Annotated in this window: 18 protein-coding genes and 1 tRNA gene; 6 read left to right on the forward strand and 13 right to left on the reverse strand. The window is 45.2% G+C overall.

Annotated features, from left to right (window positions below):
• Nucleotides 1-63: 63 nt before the first annotated feature.
• Nucleotides 64-1,152, forward strand: a complete 1,089-nt coding sequence (locus B0H50_RS01525) for a response regulator (RefSeq protein WP_106198132.1) — start codon at nt 64-66, stop codon at nt 1,150-1,152.
• A complete protein-coding gene (locus B0H50_RS01530; RefSeq protein WP_109587133.1) occupies nt 1,152-5,093 on the forward strand; it encodes a response regulator in 3,942 nt (1,313 codons plus the stop codon). The genes B0H50_RS01525 and B0H50_RS01530 overlap by 1 nt, the downstream gene beginning before the upstream one ends.
• Here the strand turns inward: B0H50_RS01530 and B0H50_RS01535 are convergent.
• Complete coding sequence (locus B0H50_RS01535; protein ID WP_106198134.1) at nt 5,073-5,315, reverse strand: zinc ribbon domain-containing protein; 243 nt, start codon at nt 5,313-5,315, stop codon at nt 5,073-5,075. The two genes, B0H50_RS01530 and B0H50_RS01535, sit on opposite strands and share 21 nt — an antisense overlap.
• A 76-nt stretch (nt 5,316-5,391) precedes the next feature.
• Here B0H50_RS01535 and B0H50_RS01540 point away from each other — a divergent pair, with 76 nt between their 5' ends.
• Nucleotides 5,392-6,408, forward strand: a complete 1,017-nt coding sequence (locus B0H50_RS01540) for a hypothetical protein (protein ID WP_106198135.1) — start codon at nt 5,392-5,394, stop codon at nt 6,406-6,408.
• A 43-nt stretch (nt 6,409-6,451) separates the two neighbouring features.
• Here the strand turns inward: B0H50_RS01540 and sufB are convergent, their stop codons facing one another.
• Both sufB and B0H50_RS01550 read right to left on the reverse strand, forming a co-directional pair.
• Nucleotides 6,452-7,888: a Fe-S cluster assembly protein SufB gene (sufB, locus tag B0H50_RS01545; protein WP_106198136.1), complete on the reverse strand. Its 1,437-nt coding sequence runs from the start codon at nt 7,886-7,888 to the stop codon at nt 6,452-6,454.
• A 1-nt stretch (nt 7,889) separates the two neighbouring features.
• Entirely contained in the window at nt 7,890-8,678 is a 789-nt protein-coding gene (locus tag B0H50_RS01550; protein ID WP_158256442.1) for a NifU family protein, read from the reverse strand.
• Nucleotides 8,679-8,744: 66 nt separating this feature from the next.
• Between B0H50_RS01550 and B0H50_RS01555 the strand changes: the two genes are divergently transcribed.
• Nucleotides 8,745-9,602, forward strand: coding sequence for a patatin-like phospholipase family protein (locus B0H50_RS01555; RefSeq protein ID WP_106198138.1), 858 nt, complete (start codon nt 8,745-8,747; stop codon nt 9,600-9,602).
• 545 nt (nt 9,603-10,147) lie between these two features.
• Here the strand turns inward: B0H50_RS01555 and B0H50_RS01565 are convergent.
• From B0H50_RS01565 to B0H50_RS01605, 9 genes are all read right to left on the reverse strand, one after another.
• Complete coding sequence (locus B0H50_RS01565; RefSeq protein WP_106198140.1) at nt 10,148-12,739, reverse strand: DNA gyrase/topoisomerase IV subunit A; 2,592 nt, start codon at nt 12,737-12,739, stop codon at nt 10,148-10,150.
• Entirely contained in the window at nt 12,739-14,589 is a 1,851-nt protein-coding gene (locus B0H50_RS01570; RefSeq protein WP_106198141.1) for a DNA topoisomerase IV subunit B, read from the reverse strand. Before B0H50_RS01570 ends, B0H50_RS01565 begins: the two co-directional genes overlap by 1 nt.
• 183 nt (nt 14,590-14,772) lie before the next feature.
• On the reverse strand, nt 14,773-15,264 hold the full coding sequence (locus B0H50_RS01575) for a hypothetical protein (protein WP_109587135.1): 492 nt from the start codon (nt 15,262-15,264) through the stop codon (nt 14,773-14,775).
• 108 nt (nt 15,265-15,372) lie between these two features.
• Nucleotides 15,373-15,446: transfer RNA gene (locus B0H50_RS01580), tRNA-Pro, on the reverse strand.
• Nucleotides 15,447-15,510: 64 nt separating this feature from the next.
• Entirely contained in the window at nt 15,511-15,978 is a 468-nt protein-coding gene (locus B0H50_RS01585; protein WP_106198143.1) for a Smr/MutS family protein, read from the reverse strand.
• A complete protein-coding gene (locus B0H50_RS01590; protein ID WP_109587136.1) occupies nt 15,975-16,805 on the reverse strand; it encodes a lysophospholipid acyltransferase family protein in 831 nt (276 codons plus the stop codon). Before B0H50_RS01590 ends, B0H50_RS01585 begins: the two co-directional genes overlap by 4 nt.
• A 6-nt stretch (nt 16,806-16,811) precedes the next feature.
• Nucleotides 16,812-18,038 (reverse strand): UTP--glucose-1-phosphate uridylyltransferase, encoded by a 1,227-nt coding sequence (locus tag B0H50_RS01595; protein WP_109587137.1) that lies wholly within the window; start codon nt 18,036-18,038, stop codon nt 16,812-16,814.
• A 7-nt stretch (nt 18,039-18,045) separates the two neighbouring features.
• Nucleotides 18,046-19,194: an MraY family glycosyltransferase gene (locus tag B0H50_RS01600; protein ID WP_106198146.1), complete on the reverse strand. Its 1,149-nt coding sequence runs from the start codon at nt 19,192-19,194 to the stop codon at nt 18,046-18,048.
• A gap of 37 nt (nt 19,195-19,231) precedes the next feature.
• A complete protein-coding gene (locus B0H50_RS01605; RefSeq protein ID WP_106198159.1) occupies nt 19,232-20,065 on the reverse strand; it encodes an undecaprenyl-diphosphate phosphatase in 834 nt (277 codons plus the stop codon).
• A gap of 76 nt (nt 20,066-20,141) precedes the next feature.
• Here B0H50_RS01605 and B0H50_RS01610 point away from each other — a divergent pair, with 76 nt between their 5' ends.
• Both B0H50_RS01610 and B0H50_RS01615 read left to right on the forward strand, forming a co-directional pair.
• Nucleotides 20,142-21,353 carry a tetratricopeptide repeat protein gene (locus B0H50_RS01610; protein ID WP_158256443.1) on the forward strand — a complete coding sequence of 404 codons (1,212 nt, stop codon included), beginning with the start codon at nt 20,142-20,144 and terminating at the stop codon, nt 21,351-21,353.
• Nucleotides 21,350-21,925 (forward strand): uracil-DNA glycosylase family protein, encoded by a 576-nt coding sequence (locus B0H50_RS01615; RefSeq protein ID WP_106198148.1) that lies wholly within the window; start codon nt 21,350-21,352, stop codon nt 21,923-21,925. Before B0H50_RS01610 ends, B0H50_RS01615 begins: the two co-directional genes overlap by 4 nt.
• Before the next feature lie 87 nt (nt 21,926-22,012).
• Here the strand turns inward: B0H50_RS01615 and B0H50_RS01620 are convergent, their stop codons facing one another.
• Nucleotides 22,013-24,019, reverse strand: a complete 2,007-nt coding sequence (locus B0H50_RS01620) for an FISUMP domain-containing protein (RefSeq protein WP_106198149.1) — start codon at nt 24,017-24,019, stop codon at nt 22,013-22,015.
• Between the last annotated feature and the right edge of the window lie 6 nt (nt 24,020-24,025).

The following is a 24,025-nucleotide window of genomic DNA, read 5'->3' on the forward strand; positions in this document are numbered from 1 at the left end:
GCAAAAACAACGAAAAACTTATAATTGTTCTTTTTTTATTGAAATAGAATAGATTATTCTTATATGGAAGATAACTGCAAACCCCAGATTTTAATCGTCGACGATACGAAGCCGAATATTGAAGTCTTAGAAGGGGCTCTTGTTCAAGAAAATTACGATGTACACGTCGCGCTTAGCGGAAAGCGTGCGCTTGAACTCGTGAAACGCAGTGTTCCCGATTTAATTCTTTTGGATGTGATGATGCCCGAAATGGATGGCTACGAAACTTATCGTCGCCTGCGGGAAATTCCATCTTGCAAAGATGTTCCGGTGATTTTTTTAACGGCGCAAATTGAAAGCGAAAGCGAAATGAAAGGTCTCGCACTCGGCGCCGACGATTATGTGACGAAACCGTTCAATCAAGGACTTTTGCGGCTTCGCATTCGCAATCAACTCGAACGGAAATTTTTCCGCGATCATCTCGCAGACTTGGTCGAAAAACGGACGGCGCAACTTTCGCAGAAGACGAAAGATTTGCAAAAAACTTTGCAAGTGATGCTTACGAGTTTGGGCGCCCTCGCCGAATTCCGCGATAACGAAACGGGAACGCATTTACGGCGGACGCAATTTATCGTGCGCAAGCTCGCCGAAGTGATGAGCGGCTTTGACGAATTTAAAGAAGAATTGAATAGCGAAGAAATCATTGAAGAATATGCGATTGCTGCGCCTCTTCACGATATCGGCAAAGTGGGAATTCCCGATGGCATTTTACGGAAGCCAGGCCCTTTGACTCATGAAGAACGCGAGCAAATGAAAAAGCACACGATTCTCGGTTATCAAGTTTTGCTTTCGGCGACTCAAGAATTGCACAATAATCCAATGGTTGTTATCGCAGCAAACATTGCGAAATATCATCATGAAAAATGGGACGGCTCAGGATATCCCACAGGAATTGCGGGCAAAGAAATTCCGCTTTGTGCGCGGATGATGGCCGTTGCCGATGTCTACGACGCTCTCGTTTCAAAACGCGTTTACAAAAATGCGCTTTCGCATGCGGAATCGATGCAAATTATCCGCGAAGGCAGCGGTTCGCATTTTGATCCCGCTGTCGTTCAGGCGTTTGAAACTTTCGCCGATACACTTCCTGAATTTTATAAGAGATTTGCTGACTAATGAAAATTCGCCAAACGAAGAGCGCTCTCAGTTCTCGCATTATTTGGGTGTATTCTATCCCGACTCTTGTGGCGATGATCGTTTGCTTTTTGGCGTTTACCTTTTACATGCGCTCCTTTCTTTTTGAAAATGCGTATGCGGAATCGGGGAAAAAATTGCAGCAAATGTCGCAAGCGTGTGAAGAAAAAATGGCTTTATACACTTCGCCGTTTCAACGCTTTCATTCAAAAATTGCGCACAAATTACCTTCGAATTTGAAGATATTTCTTTCCTCGGAATTGCGGAGGCAAGATGCCGTCGATTTGTATTACGGCGGTTCTAATGGCGTCTATGTCAGTGCCCGCGGATATCGTCGCGATCCCGCACATCCTGAATTTCGCATGAAGTCTTGGTACTTAGAAGCGTGTCGCAATGAAGGCTTCGCTTATTCCGAACCGACATTCAATTTTGGTGCAGAAAAACGCGTCTTTACACTTTCTCTTCCGATTTGGACCAAGCAAAATCGCATTCAAGGCGTCATCGCAAAAGATGTCGATGTGAACGATTTTCGCTCAGCCCTTTCGACTCTTTCCAAAGAAAGCGGCGGCATTACAATGCTCGTCAACAATGAATCGGATAGCGTTTACACTTATTTTCCGTATTTGACAAGTCTCGGCGAAATCACTCTCGATAGCGTTTATACTTTATTGCATTCAACGCAAGAATTATTTGATGTGGATTCTCTTCCGGCGGGAGTTTCCAATTTTGAATTTAAAGATGCGCATGGGCGACAATATATGGCGATGGTTTCGCCGCTCAATAAATTGCCGATGCATTTGATTCACATCGTCCCGCAAAATAAAACCGCAGCCCTTTTAAGCGGAAAGACGTGGAACTTTATCATGTTCGCGGGCATTTGTATTTTGCTTTTAATCATCGTCACTTTTATCACGAGCCGAATTCTTTTCCGCCGAATGATTTCGAAAGATTTAACGGACAGCGTCAATTCGAGCGCGCTCTTTGATGCGATTCTTGGAAGTCAATATTTTTCGCTGATTTTAACGGATAATAATTTTCATGTTTTGCGGGCGAGTTCTAATATCGCCGATGTAAACGGCGGTGAAGACTGGCACGATTTGCAGGGAAAAAATTTGTGGGATATTATTCCGAATCCCGAATTCAAAGACTTTGTACTGAACGCACAAAAAACGGCTGCGCCGCAGACAAGTGAAATCGGCTCACATCAAATCGTTGTGCAAAAACAAGACGGAAAAATTCTCTGGTGGAATATCTCCTTTAATTTGCTCATCGAAGACGATGCGTCGGTGCGTTATCTTTTCCTCGTTACCGATGAAACTTCTGCCGTTCAAAAAGATTCCATTTTGGATTCCATTATGCTTTCGTCGCAGAATACGATTATCATTTTCGACAATGAAATGAAAATCACTTATGCGTCAAAGCGCGTCTCGGATCTTTTCGGCGTTCCTTCGGAAAAATTTATCGGCATGTATTACGATGACTTAGAACAAATCGGTGTGCCCGCAAAAATTTTAGAGAAACCGTTAGAAGCTTTGGAAAATGGCTCGGTTTGGAATGAAAATTTTGAATTGCCGCTTCCGAATGGCACAAAAATTTGGTGCCGCGGACAAGGTTCTGTTTTGCCGTCCAAAGATTCGAGCGGAATCGGTTACCTTTTCTTCATCACCGATATTACGCCGATTATTCGCGCTGAACAAGAAGCGAAAAATGCAACGCGGGCAAAGAGCGAATTTTTGGCGAATATGAGTCACGAAATTCGAACGCCGATGAATGCGATTATCGGCATGTCGGATTTAGCGCTTTCGACGGAATTATCGCCGCAGCAAGAACATTATTTAGACCGCATTTCTTATGCAGCAAAATCGCTTCTCGGCATCATCAACAACATTTTGGATTATTCAAAAATCGAAGCGAAAAAACAAGAACTCGAACATATTCCATTTAACATTCGCGAATGCGTTTCGAATGTGCTTTCGATTGCCGTTGTGCGCATCGCCGGGAAACCGATTGAACTTTTAGCGGACATCGATGAAAAAATTCCGACGCGAGTTTTCGGCGATCCGCTGCACCTTTCGCAAATTCTCACGAACTTAATCAACAACGCCGAAAAATTTACGGAAGCGGGACAAGTCGTTCTCAAAATGGAGCTTGTGGAGTGTGAAAATGCGCAGGCGACGATTTATACTGCGGTCATCGATTCGGGTATCGGAATGACGCCGGAACAATCCGGAAAACTTTTCCACATGTTTACGCAAGCCGACGGCTCGACGACGCGGAAATACGGCGGTACAGGACTCGGCCTTGCGATTTCACATTCTCTCGTCGAACTTTCGGGCGGAGAACTTCGCGTAAAAAGTGAAGCGGGAAAGGGCAGCGAATTTTATTTTACATTGACATTTGATGTGAGCGAAAATGTTCGGGAAGAAACTGCAGAACTTGCGGGCAAACGTCTTTTAATTTTGGACAATAACGCAACGTCTCTTGCGATTCAAGAAAAAATGGCGAAGGCTTTGCTCGCAAAAGCCGATGCGACTTCGTCGAGCGAAAAAGCGTTTGAAAATTTTGAAAAGAATTTTGCGAATCCCTACGATGCGATTATTCTTTCGTGGGATTCTTGCGATATTTCTCCGGTGACATTTGCCGAAAAATTAAAGGCGACAGGTCTTAATCTTCCGCCGATTCTCGTCGTTTCGATGCGAAATGATGAAGCGCGATTTAAAGAAGTGCAACAAGCGGGATTTAAACGTTATTTGCCAAAGCCATTCTTGCTTTCGGATTTTGCGCTGGCGCTCAAAGAAATCCTCGGCATTTGCCCGATGGAAATTCGCCCGGTAAAAGCGAAAACGCAGACGGTTTACCGCTTTAAACATGCGCGCGTTTTGCTCGTCGAAGACAATTTGCTAAACCAAGAACTCGCTGTCGATTTGCTTTCGCGCGTAGGCTTAGAAGTTGATGTGGCAAATAATGGACGCGAAGGGGTGAATGCGGTCAAGCAAAAAGATTACGCTCTCGTTTTGATGGATTTGCAAATGCCGGTGATGGACGGTTACGAAGCGACTGCAAAAATTCGCGCACTCGGCGAAGACAAATGCAACCTTCCCATCATTGCGATGAGTGCGCACGCGCTTCACGGTGACAAAGAAAAAAGTTTGGCCGCGGGATTAAACGCTCACGTCACCAAGCCGATTGATCCCGCAGAACTTTACCGCGAACTTTCGCATTGGATTCCGTGCGAAGAAAAATCCGACGCTGCATCTTCGGAAAATGAAAATTTAGCGCTGACGAAAGATCCGTTCTTATCGCTTTTCGAACGCATTCCCGAATTGAATGCAGAACTCGGACTTTATCGTTCGGCGGGCAGTCAAACGATTTATTTAAAAGTCATTCGCCGCTTTGTCGAAGATTTTGAAAATTATATTCCGCGGATTCAGAATTGCTTGTCATCGGGCGAAAAAGAAACGGCGATGCGGATGGCGCATACGATTAAAGGAATTTTAGGAACGATTGGTTGTGCGCATTTGCAAGAAGCCTTTGCCAAAATGGAATCGCAAATTGCCGAAGACAACGAAGAATTAAAACTCACGCCGTGGACTGCGTTAAACGATTCGTTACAAACTTTAATTGAACGTTTGCGCAAAACAATTCCGCTTGCCTCGGAATGTCTCGGGGAGCACCAAGAAAAAATCGTCGACGATCCCGAAGCGGAAAGTAAATTGCAAAAAGCGATGGAACTTCTTTTGCCCGCGATTCGCGATGCGATTCCCGCCGATGCGCGCGCAGCGATTCAACTGATTTCAAATCTCCGCTTTGATTCTTGTCGGATGGAACTCATTCGGCAGTTAGAAAAATCCATCGATGATTTTGATTTTGAAGCGGCAGAAAAAATTCTGAGTCAATTAAAATCAAAGACAGAAAACAAGTAAAAATGTGAGCGCAATCACGGTGACGATTACCGCGGTCGCGATTTTTGCAGCGAGATTTTTCTTTTTCCCCAATTCATTTTCGACGATTTCTTCGTAATCGGGGAGTTCTAAATCGGCGTTTTCTGCGCCATCTTTCCAACCGGTTTCGGCATCGCTTCCGCAATTCTTGCAGACGATTGCGCTATCTTCGAGTTCATTTCCGCAATGGGGGCATATTTTCATAGCGTAAAATATAGGTTTTATCGGAAACGTGGTGCGTATCACTTTGAATCTTTGTAAACTTTTATATATATGGGGTATGAAATTTTTAAGACGATTCCTTTTGAGTTCTTTGTTTGGCGCGACATTCGCATTCGCAAATGAAAACGGTGAAGCTTCTGCGGATTCTTTGGATTCCTCGAATTCATCGCCGAAAGAAGAATCATTTCAAGTGGACATTGAACATAATTTGAATTTTTTGGGATTTTATTTGCCGCATAGCGCACTCCGCAATTCCGGCTCTCTCAAAAGTTGGCCGTTTTTTGCATTCGCATTTCCGCTGAGTTGGACTTCTTCCATTTCTTTGGATAAAAAATTTGGCAAATTGCTTTCGATTAACACGGATTTTTCGGGCGACCTCAATGTATTTGGCACATCGGTGCGGGCGATGGCCGCTACGAAATGGATGGGACTTCTTGATTTGGGCATCATTGGCAGCGTAACTTCGGCGTTTAATTACAGCTCTTCGAATTCGAGCATCATTTTTATGGGCGTTTACAATCCCGAAAAAAAAGAATTGGAAGGCGATAATTTTGGAACCGAAGCGTTGTTCGATGTGAAATATTTTGCGACTCTCACAATTCCTTTGATGTCGTTTTTACCCAAGTCCGATTGGACAAAAATCATGATTAAGCCGAGCGCATCGTTAACGAATTTATATTACACGGGCGCAGAAGATGGCGAATTCTGGAAAGTCGGCAATGAATATTCGGCAAATGGTTACCGCTATTCTTATGGTGCGACTCTCATTTATCTTTTGCCATTTAAATATTTCCCGTCGGCGATGGTCAAATATACGGTGAGCGGCATCGTCCACGAATCGGATTATGACGCCGTTTACGATCCCTATGATCCGGGCTTTAAAGAAATTACGATTACGCCGATGCTTTCAGTCCAATTCAATGAAAAGTGGAGCGGCCTCTTGATGGTAAACATTGAACGCGAACGCAAATTCCGCCATTACCACTACGACTCAGACGAAGAGCTTCTCCAAGAACGCGTCGGCTCCGATTGGACCATTCCACACATTATTTTCCTCGCAACGAGAACATTTTAAAAAAGCGGCTTAGCCGCTTTTTTTATGAGGAACGAATTCCTCATTATCCAACACTGTGTTCCAATTTTAGCGTGAGAAGTTGTTTGGCTTCGGTGGCAAATTCGCCGGGGAGTTCTTTGAAAACATCTTTGCAGAAGCCGCCGACGAGGGCTTGAATCGCATCTTCACGGCGGATGCCGCGGCTTTCAAAATAGAAGAGTTGATCTTCGCTAATGCGACTTGTCGAGGCTTCGTGTTCGGTTGAAGAAGATTTGTTTGCAACGCTGATATACGGGAATGTATGCGCGGCGCTGCGGTTTCCGACGAGCATATTATCGCATTCTGTGTAATTGCGGGAACCGGTTGCGCTTTTGTGAATGTCCACGAGTCCGCGGTAAGCGTTGGAACTTTCGTCTGCGCTAATGCCTTTGCTGATAATCGTGCTCTTCGTATTCTTGCCGAGATGAATCATCTTCGTGCCGGTATCGGCTTGCATTTTTCCATTGGTGAGTGCGACCGAATAAAATTCGCAGCGGGAATCGTCGCCTTGTAAAATGCAACTCGGATATTTCCAAGTAATTGCGCTGCCCGTTTCGACTTGGGTCCAGCTAATGTGAGAATTTTTCCCGGCGCATTTTCCGCGTTTGGTGACGAAATTATAGACTCCGCCTTTTCCGGTTTCGCGGTCGCCTGCATACCAGTTTTGCACGGTGCTGTATTTGATGCTCGCATTATCGAGAGCGATGAGTTCTACGATAGCAGAATGCAGCTGATTGCTCGAAAATTCGGGAGCGGTGCAGCCTTCAAGGTAGCTCACGCTTGCATCTTGATCCGCGATGATAAGAGTCCGTTCAAATTGACCCGCTTCTTTGTTGTTAATGCGGAAGTAGGTCGAAAGATCCATCGGGCACTTGACTCCAGGCGGAATATACACAAAGCTTCCGTCGCCGAAAACGGCGCTGTTGAGTGCTGCAAAATAATTATCGCCCGCGGGGACGACGCTTCCCATATATTGTTCGATGAGCTCGGGATATTCTTGAATCGCATCGGAAATGGAGCAGAAGAGAATTCCCATTTCCATGAGTTTTTTCTTGTGGCTTGTATAAATGCTAACGCTATCGAAAACCGCATCGACGGCGACATTCGCAAGGCGCTTTTGTTCGTCCAAAGGAATGCCTAATTTGTCGAAAGTTTCGAGAAGTTCTGGGTCGACATCGGCGATGGAATCGTGCGATTTCTTTGTCTTCGGTGCAGAATAGTAAACGATGTCTTGCAAATTGACGGGGGCGAATTTGAGTTCGGCCCAACGCGGTTCTTGCATTTGTAATAATTTTTCGTAGGCATTTAACCGAAACTTGAGCATAAATTCGGGTTCTTTCCGAATTTTGGATGCGCGGCGGATAATGTCTTCGTTTAATCCTTTTTCAAAGGAATCGTTTTCGATGGGAGTCACAAAGCCGTATTTATACGGCTCTCTGTAAGCTTCGGCTTCTGCGGACATTTTATGTCTCCGGAGTCTGGGCGGCTAAGGCGTCGGTAAAGGTATCTTCTGGGACGACATTCAAATTGTAATAAACATTGTCGCGAAGTTGATCTTCGATGTAATAGAGAGTGCCTCCGCTCGATGCGGAGCATCCGGCGCAAGCGCCTTGGAAACGAATTTTCACATGAGTGTCGTCTAACATGCCGAGGATTTCTAAGTCGCCGCCGTCCATTTGCAAAGTAGAACGCACATTGACATGCAGGCAGTCGGCGATTTTTTGCAAACGTTCTTCTTGGGAAAGAGCTGCCCATTCTTTGTCGGCTTCGTTTCGGCCTTCGACGGTTTGGGTGCGGTATTTGACTTGTTCCATCGTTTCGCGGGCGGCGAGCGCAATCGCTTTCTTTTCGGGATACGAGTCGACGAGTTTTTGAATGAGCTTTGCTAAGCTTTGCACTTCGGTTGCGGCAGCGGGGAAGGCGGGCTTTTCGGGATCGTCGCGCAATTCTTTTTCCAAATTGTGCACGTTCGTCTTTTCCAAAAATTCAATCGCTTTCCCTTGCAAATGCTCGCAAAGAGTGTCGGCAAGCGCTGTGAAAATGGGACCGCCATAAGTGAAGAATCGCGTTTCGACGATTTGATCTTTTTCGGGATCTACGGTGATGTAAATTTTAAGGCTTTCTTCTTTGCCATCGATGAGCGCAAGTCCGCGTTCATCGGCTTCGACTTGGAAAATAGCGCCGCGGTATTTGGGTGCGCGGGCGATGTTTTTGACTTTTTCGGAAACGAAAGATTCTGAAATTTCACTCATAGTACGCCAAAAATAGAAAAAGAAATTTGTAAATTCCATAGAAAAAGCCGGAAAAGGAGAAGGCGAATGGAAAATCCTAGCGGAAAAGTCGGACTTGTGCTTGAAGGCGGCGGAATGCGCGGTGTTTATACCGCGGGCGTGCTCGATTTTTTGCAAAGTGAAAATTTCACCGTGGACGGTGTCGTGGGCGTAAGCGCTGGCGCAGTGCAAGCGGTCAATTTTGTATCGAAACAACCGAAGCGCGGCTTTCGTGTGACGGCGGAATACATCAACGATAAACGGTATATGAGTCTGCGTTCGCTCCTTTTTTCGGGCGATATTTTTAACAAGAAATTTTGCTACGAAACGATTCCGAATGAACTCGATCCGTTTGATTATGAAACCTTTGCAGCGTCTCCGACGCGTTGCTTTGCGACGGTTACGAATGTGCTCACCGGCGAAGCGGAAAATTTAGAGCTCCGCGATTTGAATGAAGATATGGATAAATTGCGCGCATCGGGCTCGCTTCCGCTCGTTTCGAATTTGGTGAATATCGATAGCGTCCCGCATTTAGACGGCGGCATCGCAGACTCGATTCCGTTTAAGTCTTTTGAACGGGCGGGTTACAAGTGCATTGTAGTGTTGACGCGAGCGAAAGGATACCGCAAAAAGCCGAATCCGCTCATGCCGATTATCCGCATTAAATATCGGAAATATCCGCGCTTTATTCAGGCTTGCGAGAATCGTTATTTACAATACAATCGCACGTTAGAGGAATTAGAAAAAGCCGAAGCGAACGGCGAAGTTTTTGTCATTCGCCCCGAGAAAACGGTTGAAGTCAAACGCTTAGAACGCGACGTGAGCAAACTTTCGCTCCTTTACGAAGAAGGAATCGCCGAAACCAAAGCGCGTTTCGAAGAATTGAAAAAATTTGCGAATCGATAAAAACAAAAGTCTGCGGAATTTTTCTGCAGACATTTTTTGCATTGAGAAATGTGCGCCTTAGAAAATTTTGAAAAATTGATTGCGGAATTTTTTTTTTGTTTAACTCGAAAAAATTTTGAAATTTGTCTGTGAAAATTTTTTGTTTAACTTGGAAAGATTTTGAAATTGTCCGCGGAAATTTTTTCGTTTAACTTGGAAAGATTTGAAATTTGTCTGTGAAATTTTTTTTGTTTAATTCGGAAAAGTTTTGAAATTTGATTGCGGAATTTTTTTGCTTAACTTGGAAAGATTTTGAAATTTTATTGCGGAAATTTTTTTTCGTTTGCTTCGGAAAGATTTTGAAAATTATTTGCGGAAATTTTTTTTTTCGTTTGCTTCGGGAAAATTTGAAATTTGTCTGTGAAAATTTTTTTTATTTAACTTGGAAAGATTTTGAAATTGTCCGCGGATTTTTTTACAAGTAAAATGAATGCGCGCGCCGAGACGGCGCGCGCAAACGCAGACATTCCACGCTATCGCCGCCTTCGGCGGCGATTCCGCAGACATTACCCGAATAAGTCCGGAGAATTCGGATCTTTTTGATCGTCCGGAAGTTCTCCGCCGTTATCTTCTTCGATTTTGGTAAATCGCTTTACTTTTTTCGCAGTGAATTTACTGCCGAGAGCTTTGTAGGTTTTGACATCAGCGAGTTCCGTCAAATCGAGCTCTTCCGTTTCAACTTTATGTCCGGATTGATAATCCATTTGGACACGAGCCGAATCGGTATCGAAGAATTCCACCATTTTTGTGTCCGGATGATCCGAGAGAATATTAAATTCCGTCGTCGTCGGACAATTTTCTAAGGTGAAACGTTTGACCATATAGCTGAAGCTTGCGCCTTCGAAGTAAAGCACGGTAAAGACTTGCTTCGGATCGAATCGCCCGACGTAAAGAACATCGGTTCCGACGAGAATCGGGTCCTTCATCTCGTGCAATTTCGTCATGCCATTGCTGCGTACAGAAATCAGCTTTTCATCGTCTTCAAATTCGCCGAGAGAATCGCCTTTGCGCTGTGTGCTGACAATGCCCGAAATAGCATCGAAGTAATACACCTTTGCGCCGAGAGTGCTTTCGCCCGCGCTTACTTTTTTGATTGCGCGGACAGCGTACTTGGTCACTTGATTGCCAAGGGTATTGCGGCCCTTGATTTCGGTATCGGCGAAATTGACTTCGAAATTTAATTTGACGCGTGGACGCGGCTTTAAAATCACTTTTACCACTTCGGCTTCGCCATTCGGATTCGACGAAATGTAAAGAATTTTTGTGCCCGGTTTTCCCTTACCCATCGGGTAATCTTTATTGCGGGTGACGCCGCCGACATTAAAGCGTTTAATGAGAGCAGGGCCGTCTTTGCCGTCTTGGTAAATGACATTGTAAATGCGACGTTCATCGTCTTTGTTGAATTTTTCGACGAGGAGAATGTCTTTGCCGACAAAATCTTTGTCCGAAACTTTGACGATTTTATAAGTGCCGTCGGCTTTGAAGGCGATAATGTCATCGTATTCCGAAACATCAAAAAGATATTCTTCTTTTTTGAGTCCGGTGCCGATAAATCCTTCGCTGCGATTGACGTAGAATTTTTGATTCGCCATCGCTACGTGAACCGCATCGACTTTGCCGAATTCCGCAAGTTGCGTTTTGCGTTCGCGGCCTGCGCCGTATTTTTTCTGCAAATTTTTGAAATGGGCAATCGTGTAATCGGTCAAATGTTCCAAATCGCTTTGCACTTTTTCGATGTGTTCATCGAGTTCTTTCAAAAATTCGTCGGCTTTTTTCCGGTCAAAATGCGACAATTTTCGCATCGGAATTTCGGCGAGTTTTTCCAAGTCTTCGGTCGTGATTTCGCGGCGCAATTTTTTCGTGTAAGGCATTAAACCTTCGCCGATTAAGCGCAGCATATCTTCGCGGTCTTTAGACTTTTTGATGACTTCGTAAACTTCTTTTTCGATGAAGATTTTTTCAAGACTCGTCGCGTGCCATTTTTCTTGCGTGTGGCGCAGTTCGTTTTCGAGTTCCCACTTGAGCAAGTGCTTCGTGTGATCGACGCTTAACTTGAGCAGTTCCGTCGTCGTGGTAAAGCACGGCTTTTTGTTGATGATGACGCAAGTGCACGGCGAAAGCGATTTTTCGCAATCGGTAAATGCGTAGAGCGCTTCGATCATCTTTTGGGGATCGGAACCCGGCAAGAGGTGAATGACGATTTCGACGTCTTGAGCGGTATCGTCGTCCACGCGCTTGATTTTGATTTTGCCTTTGTCGTTTGCCGCAACGATGGTTTCGATAAGAGAACCGGTCGTTGTGCCGTAAGGAATTTCGCGGATGACGAGAGTTTTTGCGTCTTGAACTTCAATTTTCGCGCGGACTTTGATGCGACCGCCGCGGGCGCCGTCATCGTAATGCGAAACGTCTGCCGTGCCGCCGGTGAAAAAGTCCGGATAGAGAGTAAATTTTTTGCCTTTTAAATACGCAACGCTCGCTTCGCAAAGTTCATTAAAATTATGCGGCAAAATATAAGTCGAAAGACCGACAGCAATGCCGTCGACTCCTTGCGCTAAAAGGAGCGGGAATTTTGCGGGAAGAGTTACCGGTTCTTTGCGGGTGCCGTCGTAGTTCGGAATCCATTCCGTCGTTTCGGGATTGAAGAGAACTTCTTGCGCAAATTGCGAAAGGCGACCTTCGATATAACGGCCTGCAGCAGCGCCGTCGCCGGTTAATGGGTTTCCCCAGTTTCCTTGCGTATCGATGAGCAAATCTTTTTGCCCTAAGCCGACGAGCGCTGTGTAAATGGACGAATCGCCATGCGGGTGATATTTCATCGTCGCCCCGACAACATTCGCCACTTTAATCAAGTGCCCGTTATTCATCTCGGAAAGGGTATGCAAAATGCGGCGCTGCACCGGCTTTAAGCCATCTTCAAAATAGGGGACAGCGCGGTCGAGAATCACATAACTCGCATAATCGAGAAACCAACCGTCGTAAAGTTTTTCCAAATGATTTGCATTGGAAAGCCCGAGAATTTCGGTTTCACTTTGCACATTGACTTCGGGCGCATTTTCAAATTTGTCTTTTTCTTCGCCCGGATTTTTAATGTCGCTCATTATAATTCCTCCACCGCGTCAGCGCGCAGATTTTTCACAATGCGTTCTTGGCGTTCAGGTGTGTTTTTGCCCATGTAATAGCCGAGCATTTTTGTAAGAGATGCATCCGGAGGCGATACAACGCTTTCGAGGCGCATCGTTTCGCCGATAAATTGACGGAATTCTTCGGGGTTGATTTCGCCCAAACCTTTGAATCGGCTGATTTCCAAATCTTTTCCCGCGAGAACTTTTGCGGCTTCATCGCGTTCTGCTTCATCGTAGCAATAAAGCACTTTATTCTTCTTTGAATTGCGAACGCGGAATAGCGGCGTTTGCAAAATATACAAGTGGCGTTGTTCCACGAGTTCGGGGAAGAATTGCAAAAAGAAAGTCATGAGCAATAGACGAATATGCATGCCATCGACATCGGCATCGGTTGCGATAATCACTTTGTCATAACGCAACGAGTCAAGGCCATTTTCAATATCGAGCGCGTGCTGCAGCAGATTAAATTCTTCGTTTTCGTAAACGACTTTTTTCGTGAGCCCAAAACTGTTGAGCGGTTTACCGCGGAGGCTAAAGACCGCTTGGTTTTGCACATTGCGCGCTTTGGTAAGAGTTCCGGATGCGGAGTCACCTTCGGTCAAGAAAATCATCGTTTCTTTGTGAACGGGATTTTTGACATCGGGCAAGTGCACTTTGCAATCGCGGAGTTTTTTATTGTTCAAATTCGCTTTGCGGGCGCGTTCGTTCGCAAGTTTCCGAATGCCGGCAATATCTTTGCGTTCGCGTTCGCTTTGTAAAATGCGATCTTGTAAAGCTTTTTCGGCTTCGGGATATTTGTGCAGATAATTATCGACTTCGGTCGAAACATAATCGACAATCCACGTGCGGAGAGAAGGACCATCGGGCGCAGTCGTTGTGCTGCCGAGTTTCGTCTTTGTCTGCGATTCAAAAACCGGTTCTTGAATGCGGACGGAAATCGCTGCGATAATGCAATTTCGAATGTCCGCGGGATCTAAATCTTTCTTGTAATGGTCGCGGACACCTTTCACAAAGCCTTCGCGGAAAGCTTGCTGATGCGTTCCGCCTTGCGTCGTGTGCTGTCCGTTTACAAAGCTGAAGTAATGTTCGCCGTATTGACTGCCGTGGGTAAAAGCGATTTCGATATCCTTCGCTTTCATGTGCGCAATCGGATAACGCAGCGTATCGTCTACGCGTCCGGAAAGCAAATCCAATAGACCGTCTTTGCTCACATATTCTTTGCCGTTCATCACGAGGGTGAGGCCGGTATTGAGATAGGCGTAATTCCAAATTTTTTCTTCCATATACGCCGGAAGAAAGCGGTAATTTTTATCAAAAATCGTCGGATCGGGCGAAAAGATAATTTCGGTTCCCGTCTTTTCGTCGGTTTTGCATTCGCCGTATTCTTTTACCAAAACGCCGCGGCTAAATTCGGCTTTCTTGCATTTGCCGTCGCGGAAACTTTGCACGATAAATTTTTCGGAAAGAGCATTGACCGCTTTCGTACCGACGCCGTTTAAGCCGACCGATTTTTGGAAAGCTTCGGAATCGTATTTGCCGCCGGTGTTCATCTTCGAAACGCAATCGATGACTTTGCCGAGAGGAATGCCGCGACCATAATCGCGCACATGCACTTCGCGGTCTTGAATTTCAATTTCGATGCGCTTGCCGGCGCCCATCACAAATTCATCGATGGAGTTGTCGATGATTTCTTTGGCGAGAACATAAATGCCATCGTCGGGACTTTGTCCGTTGCCTAATTTACCGATGTACATCCCCGGACGCATCCGGATGTGTTCGTGCCATTCCAAAGATTTAATGTTGTCTTCTGTATATTTCACTGCCATAACGTTCACCTAAAGCATTCGTTAAAATCGTGCCAAATATGATTAAAATTTTGAACCGAGTTGGAGCAAACCAGCCGCTGCGGTTCAATTTTTCTTCAAAAATAGTAAAAACTGCTCAATATGAGTGCAATTTTGTGCAGTAAAATGAGGATTTTTCTGCATTTTTAAGTAAAAAATTTTCGTTTATGGATTGTTTTTGCGTTGCTTGTCGATTTCAATGATGAAAACGCCGAGCCAATCGTCAAAATCAGGCTGCGAATAATAAGAGTAAGCTGATGGGCGAATGGCGGTAATGCGGAAAGTGCAGGAGAGGAGAGAGTCTTTTTTATCTTTGTTTGTCACATAAAAAGTTTTGATTTCTTGCGAGTGCGCTGAGAAGCGGAGAGTTTCAGAACCGTAAGTCGGTATATCAGAATTGCTGCAAGTATAATTGTAATCGAACACGAGACTATAGCTAAAATTTCGTTGATTCAGGAAAACGATTTCAAAATCATTATCCCAACGATCGGTAAAAAATTGATCGGAAATGGTAAAATCTTTCCCCGGTATGATTTCGTCGTTTTCTGCATCGCTGCTGTCAAAAACTCTGCAGGCTGTCAGCGCGAATGCGCAGAAAATGGTAGCAAAATAAGCGATGCGGCCCAAACTCTTGAATGATTTCAAAAAATCTCGCATACCGAACTCCTTTTTTCAAAAATATAACATTTAAAAACGACAAAAAATGGCGAAATTCCATTTTGAGAAGAACATAAAAAAACACTTCGTTTTGGCGAAGTGTTTTTATCGGAATAGCGGGATTCGGACCCACGACCTCTTGCTCCCGAAGCAAGCGCTCTACCAGACTGAGCTATATTCCGAGGACGCCCCTAATTTAGGAAAAAAGTTTTTCACTGGCAAGGGGTGTGGGCAGATTTTTTTGCATTATTTTCGTCTTTTATCGCGAGGGATGACATTAAAACCGTCATTTCTTCCGATTTTTAAAATGCTTGAGCCCGAATTATTCGGTTCGGTTTTGTAAAAGAGAACTTTGTGCTTCCAAACCGTTGCAACTTTTTTATCGATAATGTGTTTGACATTTCCGTATTCGGGGTTTCCGCCGCCGTGAATAATCCGGAGAACAGAAAGCCCTGCGCGTTTCATGCCTTCCATCAAATTTTCGACGGCGGCAGCGGCTTCTTCGGCGACGTAACCGTGCAAGTCGATTTCTTCTTCGGGTTCTGGGAAATTCCAAGCAGCAGGATTTTTCCGCGGCTTAAATTTTTTCACCATTTTTTGTTTTTTGTCTTCTTCGGCTTTGGCGGCTTCGATGACTCCATCTTTGTCGTGCATCGGATGATTATCCATCCAAGCGAGTTGCATTTTTTCGATTTCGCTGAGTTCTTCGTTCATTTTTCTATTCCTCTTGTAAAATTGCGGTGATAATTCCACGTCCACTGCGACGGGTGTTCGCTAATCCAATGCGAAATGTCGTCGGCAATTTGCACGGAAACATTTTCCGAATTGGATTTGGGCGGATAAAATTTTTCGAAGCAGATGATGTGTTTTCCGTTTTCGTAAAATGTGCGGAAAGTGACAATGCCTGCGCCCATTTCCATCGCCTTGAGCGGAAGTCTTAAAAATAATTCGGCGGGGCGGTGCAAAATTTCGACGGGAGTTCCGCGGGCTTCTGTCGCTTGATCGATGAGCATCGCTAAGATGCCTTTGTTCTTCAAAAATTCGCGGAGAGTTTTCGCAACGGATTCGGTTTCGCGTTCTTCTAAGCCGGGAGTTTTGCGGATTTGATGCAGCAAGCGGGTGAGCGCTTGACTTGGAAAACTGTGCGTAAAAAGATAAACGTGAGCGGAATAGCGGGTGAGTACGCGGTGCATCATTTCGAATGCGCCTTGATGAATGCCTGTCGCGACGACGGGAATGCCGTTTTCGAGAGGCTCTCGGATAATTTCTTCGTTTTCAAATTGCACGCATTGGAGAGCTTTCGGCATGTGGCAAAGGTAACGCAGACTTTGTAAATAATTTTTATAAAGTGCGAAGAAAATTTTTCGCGGGCTCGTTTGCGTTTCGAGATGCGTCAATTCCAAATGCCTTTGGACGCGGCCCCAAGCGCGATTTCGATGGAGAATTTGATAAATCGGATAAATCAAAACAAAGAGAAAATTCTCGAGCGGCTTCGGCAAATGAAGCAAAATCTGGAGAATTCCTTTGTATGCAAAATCCATGAGAAATTAAAATTCAAAAATCCCGCGACCGAGTTCGCGATCAAAAACTTCTTGCGAAAGATTTTCTCCAGCGTAAGTTAACCGCGGCGAAATTTCGTAGAGTTTTCCGGCTTTCAATTTGACTTTGGCTTGTTCCAACCAATAACGATGTAAATTGCCGAGCATTTTACAAGCGCTTTCGGGCGAGTCATTTCCGGTCGCATTTTTTACGGGCGCAAATTCATCTTCGCGTTCTACGCCAAAGAGAAAAATTTTTCCGAGGAAGGGGAATGCGTCGAGAAGAAATTGTTCAAATTTCCAACAGTCGGCGACGCCGCTCACGGTTTTCCGCGCTGCGTGCCACGGCAATTCTTGCGAAGCGATTTTTCGCAGAGAATCGATGCGGAACACGTACATGCCGGTATTTCCACCGTCAAATTGAAGCGAACCGTCTGCGTTTGTTTTATTGCGAAGTTCATCCGAAACGTCGGAGTATTCGAGGACGGCAGGCTTTCCATTTTTGCTCGCAAAGATGCCGACTTTTTCTGCGGCATTTTTTTTGTGCACGACTTTGGCTGCGCAGGGGAGACCGCTTCCGGCGAGCGCTCCGATGAAAGTGGGGTCAGCCATTTTGACGAGAGCGTTATCGATGTTACAAAGGAAAACGAAACGCACACCTTTTTCGATAAACCACGCGAGAGTTCCGCTTTTGGCGAGTGCGCGGAAACAGCCGCCGTTTCCATCGGGCGCTTCGACATAGTCGCCGTTTTCGTCGGTGAGCGGAGTGCCATCGGGGCGTAGAGCGCAAAGCATTCCTTGTTCAAAAAAGCGGATATAATCGCGGTTGTATCCGAAGTAAGAATGGTCTTCAAAATGCTGAATGGTTTCGCTGTGATTGAGTGGAGATGTCATAATCGCCCACGGAATCGGTTTTCCCGCTTTCGCGCCGAGATTCATCAGACGGCGAGCTTGTAAACGGAAAAGAGTTGCGTGACTCGGAAGTCCAAAATCGTAAGCGCCTTTCGGACCGTCAAATCCTAAGCGAGAACCTTGACCGCCTGCGAGAGTAAATGCGGCGACGCTTCCTTGCTTGAAAAGAAGATTGCCCGTTTCGGTCCACATTTCGCGACGCTGATCTTCATCCGCCATATTGAACGGTAGCGGTTGAATTTTGTCTGCGGCGCTTGTCGTCTCTTTTTTATTCGAAAATTCTGCGTAGAGTTTTTTCAAAAATTCCAAGTCGATTTGAGCCATAAAAACCTCAGCGGATTCCGAAGAAAATCACAAAGCTCACGATGAGCGCGAAGATGCTAATCAAATGCATGCGCCAAACGATTTTTGAATTCATGAGCGGCTTGCTCACAAAATGATCGCCCCATTTTTTCTGATAATGGTGATGTAACGGTGCGCAGAGGAAAAGGCGCTTTCCTTCGCCGGTCATTTTTTTCGTCGCTTTGAACCAAGAAATTTGGAGCAGAACCGAGCACGCTTCGGCGATAATGATAATGCATACGAGCGGAAGGAAAAGTCCTGCTTGCACCAAGATGAACATAATGCCAATCGCTGCGCCAAATCCGACCGAGCCCGCGTCGCCCATATAAATTTCGGCGGGAGGACTGTTGAACCAAAGGTAGGCGAGAAGAGCGCCCGCAATCGCCATCGCAAGCGGGAAAAGTTCATCGCAGCCCGGAAGGAACGGCATATTCAAATAATTGCTAAAAATGAAATTTCCGCAGACATAAGCGACGACGCCGACGAAAATCATGCTCGTTAAAATCGGGACAGAAACGAGACTGTCAAGTCCATCGGTGAAGTTCGTTCCGTTTGCAGTGGCGGCGATGACGAAGGTCATAAATCCGATGAAAACCCAGTTCGGTAAATGAATTTGGAAAACATCGACAGGGACAAAGGGAACCGTTAAATTGCCGCGTAAATCGGGGATGAATTTGTAGCAGAAAATTGCGATAATGAAGCTGAATAAAAAGTAAAGTCCCAAGCGCACAGAACTCGAAATGCCGTCGGCTTTTTCCATGTAAGAAGCCGCTTTCGCTTTGCCTTGGGCGATGAGACGTTTCGTTTTGACTTTTGCCAAGTCATCGATTGCGCCGACAGAACTGAACGCAGCGAGAACGAGAAGAGTTGAAATCGTGTAACCGTTGAGTTTACACGTGAGAAGCGAAACGAGAATGACGACGACGACTAAAAGAACGCCGCCCATAATGGGAGGAGCTTTGACTTTGCTATTCGCATCAAAATCTGAAGTCGCATCGGACTTTTGCAAAAAGCGAATATACGCAGGCATCGTCGAAAGGACGAGAATAATGGAAAGAAGCGCCGCCATCCCAGCACGGAAAAGGCGACTATCAAAAAGAGGATTGTTTGTAATGTGGTAAATCCATTCGCAGAGCATAAGCAGAATTTAGAATTTTAGGGTGAAACCTTTTAGGTTAAATAAAAATGAGTCCGAGAATTCCCACCGCCCACAAGTAATAAGAGAAGTAATGGAATTTTCCTTTTTGCACAAAATTCATCAACCATTTGAGCGCGATGACGCCGAAGATAAATGCGACGATCATTCCGAGAATCAGAGCGAAAGAAAAGTCTCCGCTTTCTGCGCATTTGGCAATCATTTCGGGCTTTTCAATCGGATTAAAATTTTGACATTTCACCCATTTTACGAGGTCGAGAAGTGCGGCACCGCCGACTGCGGGAATGCTCATTAAGAAACTGAATTCGCCCGCATATTTGCGATTTGTGCCCATAAAAAGCATCGCCGAAATCGTAGAACCGCTGCGGCTAATGCCTGGAATGCAAGCGATTCCTTGCGTAATTCCCGTGAGAATGGCGCGCCACCAATTCATGCCTTTGCCTTCTTCTTCGGGGTGATTTGCGCCGGTCTTTGCCCACTTCGAAAGGAAGAGAAGAGTCCCTGTGAAAAGGAGTGCAAAGCAAACGGCCCGCGGATTTTCGAAAAGCGATTCCAGTTGATTTTTAAAACCGATGCCGATAGCTGCGGTCGGAATCGATGCGAGAATAATGTAACCCGCTTCTTTGAGTTGGGCGGAATCGCGGCGGAGACAGCCGAGAAGAATGGTGATAATTTTTTTGCGGAAGACGACGAAAATCGAAAGGAGAGTCCCCGCATGCAGCATGATGTCAAAAAACATGCCCGCATCTTGCATATTCAAAAAATATTTTCCGAGAACGAGATGACCGGAACTAGAAATCGGCAAAAATTCAGCGAGGCCTTGAAGAAGACCTAAAAGGATAGATTCAATCATAAAATAAAAGTAGAAAATGCGCGAAAGATGCTGCAGAAAATCCAGAAGATTTTTGCATTTTTCTATCTTAAAATGCATGAAAAAGTTTGGAGTTTTTTTTACCGTTTTTTGTGCTGCATCGTTGCTTTCCGCGGCGCAAAATCCTCGTTTTGATCAAGGTGCGCGTTTTGAAGCAGCGGGGCAATATGAAAAAGCGCTCGGCGAATACCGTGCGATTCTTTCTGCGGAACCGCATAATGCCAATGCATTTTATGCAGCGGGCTCAGTCCGTTTTAAAATGAAAGATTACAAAGGTGCGATTGCCAATTATCAGCTCGCCTATAAATATGCGCCGAAGATGAACGAAGCTTACGAAGGCGCTGCGAAGGCTTACGAAAAACTCGGCGACAAGACGAAAGCGGCTGCGGAACGGCAGAAAAATCCGAATGCAAAAGCGGCGAAAGAAGAAACGAAATCGACGAATGCTTCTGCGAAAAGCGCTGGCAGCGATTTGCTCGCCAAAGCGCGTGCGGCATTTGACGCCAAGGATTACAAAACGGCATGTTCTGCGGCGCGTGAAGTGTTAGCAAAAGATCCGGGAAATCCTGGCGCTTATTATTACGCGGGCGCAGGACGCTATGAACTCGGCGAATTCGATAAAGCGGAATACAATCTCAAACGTTCCTTTGAATATGCAGAACTCGGATTCAATGCGCACTATTACCTCGCACTTATTTATAAAAAGCAAGGCAAAGCGGATTTGGAAAAAGCGGAACTCGAAGCCTACGTGAAGTTTTCAAAAAATGAATCGGCGGTCGCCAAAGCGCGAACTCGCATCGCAGAACTTTCGGGAAAATCCAATTCCGAAGTCGTGAAAACAGAAACGCCTGCGGCTCCAGTAGAAAGTGCACCGGCAACGGAAAAATCTCTAGAAGAAGTGAAACCGGTTGAAGCCAAAGCCGAACCCGCTCCGCAGCCAGTCGAAGTCAAAAATCCTCCTGCACCGAAAAAGCCGATGAGTCCGATGGAACAAGCGAATGAAGCGTATCGTCAAGGCGATTATGCGTCGGCGCTTTCGCAATATCAAGAGTTGCAGAAAAAATTCCGCGATGAAAATACGCGGGCATATTTACTTTTCCAAATCGGAAACGTTTATCGCTCTCGCCGCGATTTCCGTTCGGCGGTTTCTAAATTCCGCGAACTCGTGGAACTTTATCCGTCTTCAGAATGGTCCGTCGAAGCGCAGCGCGCTTGGGAAGACGCCGTTTGGCAAGAGAAAAATGCAAAGGAATTGCGTTCTGCTCGATGAAAGAATCGCATCCGCTAGAACCTTTTTTGCCTAAAAATGCGAAGCTTTTAATGCTCGGCAGTTTTCCTCCGCCGAAAGTGCGCTGGTGCATAGAATTTTATTACCCGAATTTCAACAATGACATGTGGCGAATTTTCGGGCATATTTTCTTTCACAATCGCAATTATTTTGTGCTTTCCTCCGAAAAAAAATTTGATAAAGAGCGCATCATTGCTTTTTTAAATGAAGTGGGAATTGGAATTTTTGATACGGCAACGGAAGTTTTCCGCGAAAAAGGAAACGCTTCGGATGCGTTTTTGCAAATCGTAAAACCGACGAATGTTGCTGCAATGCTCCGCAAAATTCCGGAGTGTTTAGCGGTGAATACAACGGGAACATTGGCAACGGAAACTCTCTCAGAAATGTTTCAGATAAAGCCGCCGAAAGTCGGTGAAAAAGTGCCGTTTCTTTTGGACGATCGTCGCTTATTTCTGTATCGCACGCCGAGTTCTAGCCGCGCGTATCCGCTAGCGTTAGAAAAGAAAGCGGAATTTTATCAAAAAATGTTTGAAGAATTAAAAATTCTAAAATGAAATTTTGAACAATTTACGCAGGAAATTGTCTTTTTTCGCTTTTCATTTTTCATTAAAAAAGCCTCAGCTTTCGCTGAGGCTTTTCTGCTATTCTTCCAACACGCATCGGATAGGGTAATACATTTTGCTATCCGAGACTTTCGTATATGTGCAGATGTCTCCGTCAATTTTAAACACACTGCGAGGTGGAAGGTTATGCGGTAAATAAAACCAATAAGCACCCACTTTTCCGGCATCGGTAATTCCATTTGTTGAATGATAACCGCCTTTTGCCTGCAAGCCTAAACCATATTCATCAGTACCCTTTGCGCCCTTGGTCCAAGTTTCAGAATCCTTTAAAGCGGCTAGCGCTAATTTTTCATCCTGTTCATGTTCGCTTTTTGAAAATTCAATCAACGCTTCTGCATCTACTATATTAGGCAATTTCCAGCCTGCTGGGCATGCATCTGTGGCTTCATCAGAAGTATAAGCGTAACCATACGAGGATTTTTGATGACCCGCAGTTTTCAAGTCTTCGGCAAACCAAACTTTATCGCCTACAGAAGCAACCTTATACATGGTGCTGTCGGTTGTGCGGCCATCGATTGCGTACCACTGTTTTTCGACACACTTGAAAACGGCTTCATTTTCCATTTTTACAGTCTTTTTATTTAAACCCTTGGTGCATACGCCGATTTTACTTTCCAAGGCGCCGACAAGCCTCCACTTGCCTAAATCCTTGTCGAACACATATTCGTTAGAAGTAACGTTTCCGCCCTTAATTTCGGCGTCTTCGCCATCGACCCAGCCGTAAGTGTCCTTTTCGAAAACCGTTGCGCGGTCCCAGGTGAACACGCCCGCGTTATCGCGGCAAATAAAGTAGCGTTCTGAATTGCTGCTGTTTTCGTCTTCATTTTTCAAGACTTCTTTTGCACGCAAGGCGTTACAGTCGCCAAGGCCGTATTGGTTATGCCAAAGCTGAGTTAAGTAAACCGCAAAGTCCGATGCTTTCGACAAATTCCATTGCGCAATGTTCAAGTTCACTTTTCCAAATTCAAAGTCAAACGCCCAGTCCGCCATTTTGCTGCGATTGATGTTTTTATCCCAGGCGCCATTATCTGCAATGTCTTCTCTAAATTGTTTGATGTTTTTGATAATCGTTTCTTCGTCGTTATCGGCGAGGAACAAAATCGATACCGCAAGCAAAAGCCCGTGATTTTGAATATCCAATTTTTCGGCTTTGTCGTTGGAATCATTCACAGTTTGCACATTCAATAAAAGAGCATTCAAGATTTCTTCTTGCGCTTGCCTTTTGGCTGCTTCGACATTGTAGCCTTTTTTCACAAGTTTGATCACGCGGTCGTATTCCAAGTGCGTGAGCAAATTGATGTTTGCGTGCGATTCGTTTTCGTTATAGAGTCTCGTTTCGGGAAGTTCTACAATCGCTTGCAAAGTCAGCGGTTTCATGCTTACGGTGCCCGTTACCTCGTTTTTATATTCGCCTTTGACTTCGAGCGAGACAACGTTATTTTTCAAATATAAACTTGGGATGACAAATTCGCCGTTGTTGCCGGAGACTTCGTCGATAACGGTATCTTTAGCGAAAGCAAGCGTATCGTTTAAAGCTTCGCGCAAGTAAATGGGCGAGTGGAATTTGAACGCGCCTTTTTGTGCGTAGCCGCTCAAGTCCAAGTTGTTCACTTTATACGAAATCGTTTTCCAAACGCCATCGCGGCATTCAAACACCGAATTTTTATAAGTCACGACAACCTTGGAACCTTCCCACTTGCTAAAGCAGGTATCGAAATTTTCAATCGATTGCAAGTAGCGGTATTCGATGGAATCCTTGATGTACAATGTATCGTGATTCATCACAAGGATAACTTTCACGGAATTCGAAACGTATAAGGAATCCTTGCGGTTATCCTTCACTATCTTTCTTATGGTATCGATTACAATCGTCGAATCGTTTACGCGAACGGTATCGTAACGGACTTCGACATCGGGCGTATCGTCGCTGGGTTTAGAAGCAGAGCTGTCATCACCGCAGGCAACAGCGAACAAAGTCAAAAGCAAGTAGGCTAAAACGGCTAAAATTTTAATTTGAAATTTCATTTTTTA

It is taken from the genome of Hallerella porci, from assembly GCF_003148885.1.
GTDB lineage: Bacteria > Fibrobacterota > Fibrobacteria > Fibrobacterales > Fibrobacteraceae > Hallerella > Hallerella porci.

Coding starts and splice junctions, on each gene's coding strand:
- B0H50_RS01535 (WP_106198134.1), bottom strand. CDS start 5,315: ATGAAAATATGCCCCCATTGCGGAAATGAACTCGAAGATAGCGCAATC.
- B0H50_RS01615 (WP_106198148.1), top strand. CDS start 21,350: ATGAAAGAATCGCATCCGCTAGAACCTTTTTTGCCTAAAAATGCGAAG.
- B0H50_RS01610 (WP_158256443.1), top strand. CDS start 20,142: ATGAAAAAGTTTGGAGTTTTTTTTACCGTTTTTTGTGCTGCATCGTTG.
- B0H50_RS01620 (WP_106198149.1), bottom strand. CDS start 24,019: ATGAAATTTCAAATTAAAATTTTAGCCGTTTTAGCCTACTTGCTTTTG.
- B0H50_RS01530 (WP_109587133.1), top strand. CDS start 1,152: ATGAAAATTCGCCAAACGAAGAGCGCTCTCAGTTCTCGCATTATTTGG.
- B0H50_RS01550 (WP_158256442.1), bottom strand. CDS start 8,678: ATGAGTGAAATTTCAGAATCTTTCGTTTCCGAAAAAGTCAAAAACATC.
- sufB (WP_106198136.1), bottom strand. CDS start 7,888: ATGTCCGCAGAAGCCGAAGCTTACAGAGAGCCGTATAAATACGGCTTT.
- B0H50_RS01590 (WP_109587136.1), bottom strand. CDS start 16,805: ATGGATTTTGCATACAAAGGAATTCTCCAGATTTTGCTTCATTTGCCG.
- B0H50_RS01605 (WP_106198159.1), bottom strand. CDS start 20,065: ATGATTGAATCTATCCTTTTAGGTCTTCTTCAAGGCCTCGCTGAATTT.
- B0H50_RS01575 (WP_109587135.1), bottom strand. CDS start 15,264: ATGCGAGATTTTTTGAAATCATTCAAGAGTTTGGGCCGCATCGCTTAT.
- B0H50_RS01565 (WP_106198140.1), bottom strand. CDS start 12,739: ATGAGCGACATTAAAAATCCGGGCGAAGAAAAAGACAAATTTGAAAAT.
- B0H50_RS01555 (WP_106198138.1), top strand. CDS start 8,745: ATGGAAAATCCTAGCGGAAAAGTCGGACTTGTGCTTGAAGGCGGCGGA.
- B0H50_RS01570 (WP_106198141.1), bottom strand. CDS start 14,589: ATGGCAGTGAAATATACAGAAGACAACATTAAATCTTTGGAATGGCAC.
- B0H50_RS01600 (WP_106198146.1), bottom strand. CDS start 19,194: ATGCTCTGCGAATGGATTTACCACATTACAAACAATCCTCTTTTTGAT.
- B0H50_RS01585 (WP_106198143.1), bottom strand. CDS start 15,978: ATGAACGAAGAACTCAGCGAAATCGAAAAAATGCAACTCGCTTGGATG.
- B0H50_RS01525 (WP_106198132.1), top strand. CDS start 64: ATGGAAGATAACTGCAAACCCCAGATTTTAATCGTCGACGATACGAAG.
- B0H50_RS01595 (WP_109587137.1), bottom strand. CDS start 18,038: ATGGCTCAAATCGACTTGGAATTTTTGAAAAAACTCTACGCAGAATTT.
- B0H50_RS01540 (WP_106198135.1), top strand. CDS start 5,392: ATGAAATTTTTAAGACGATTCCTTTTGAGTTCTTTGTTTGGCGCGACA.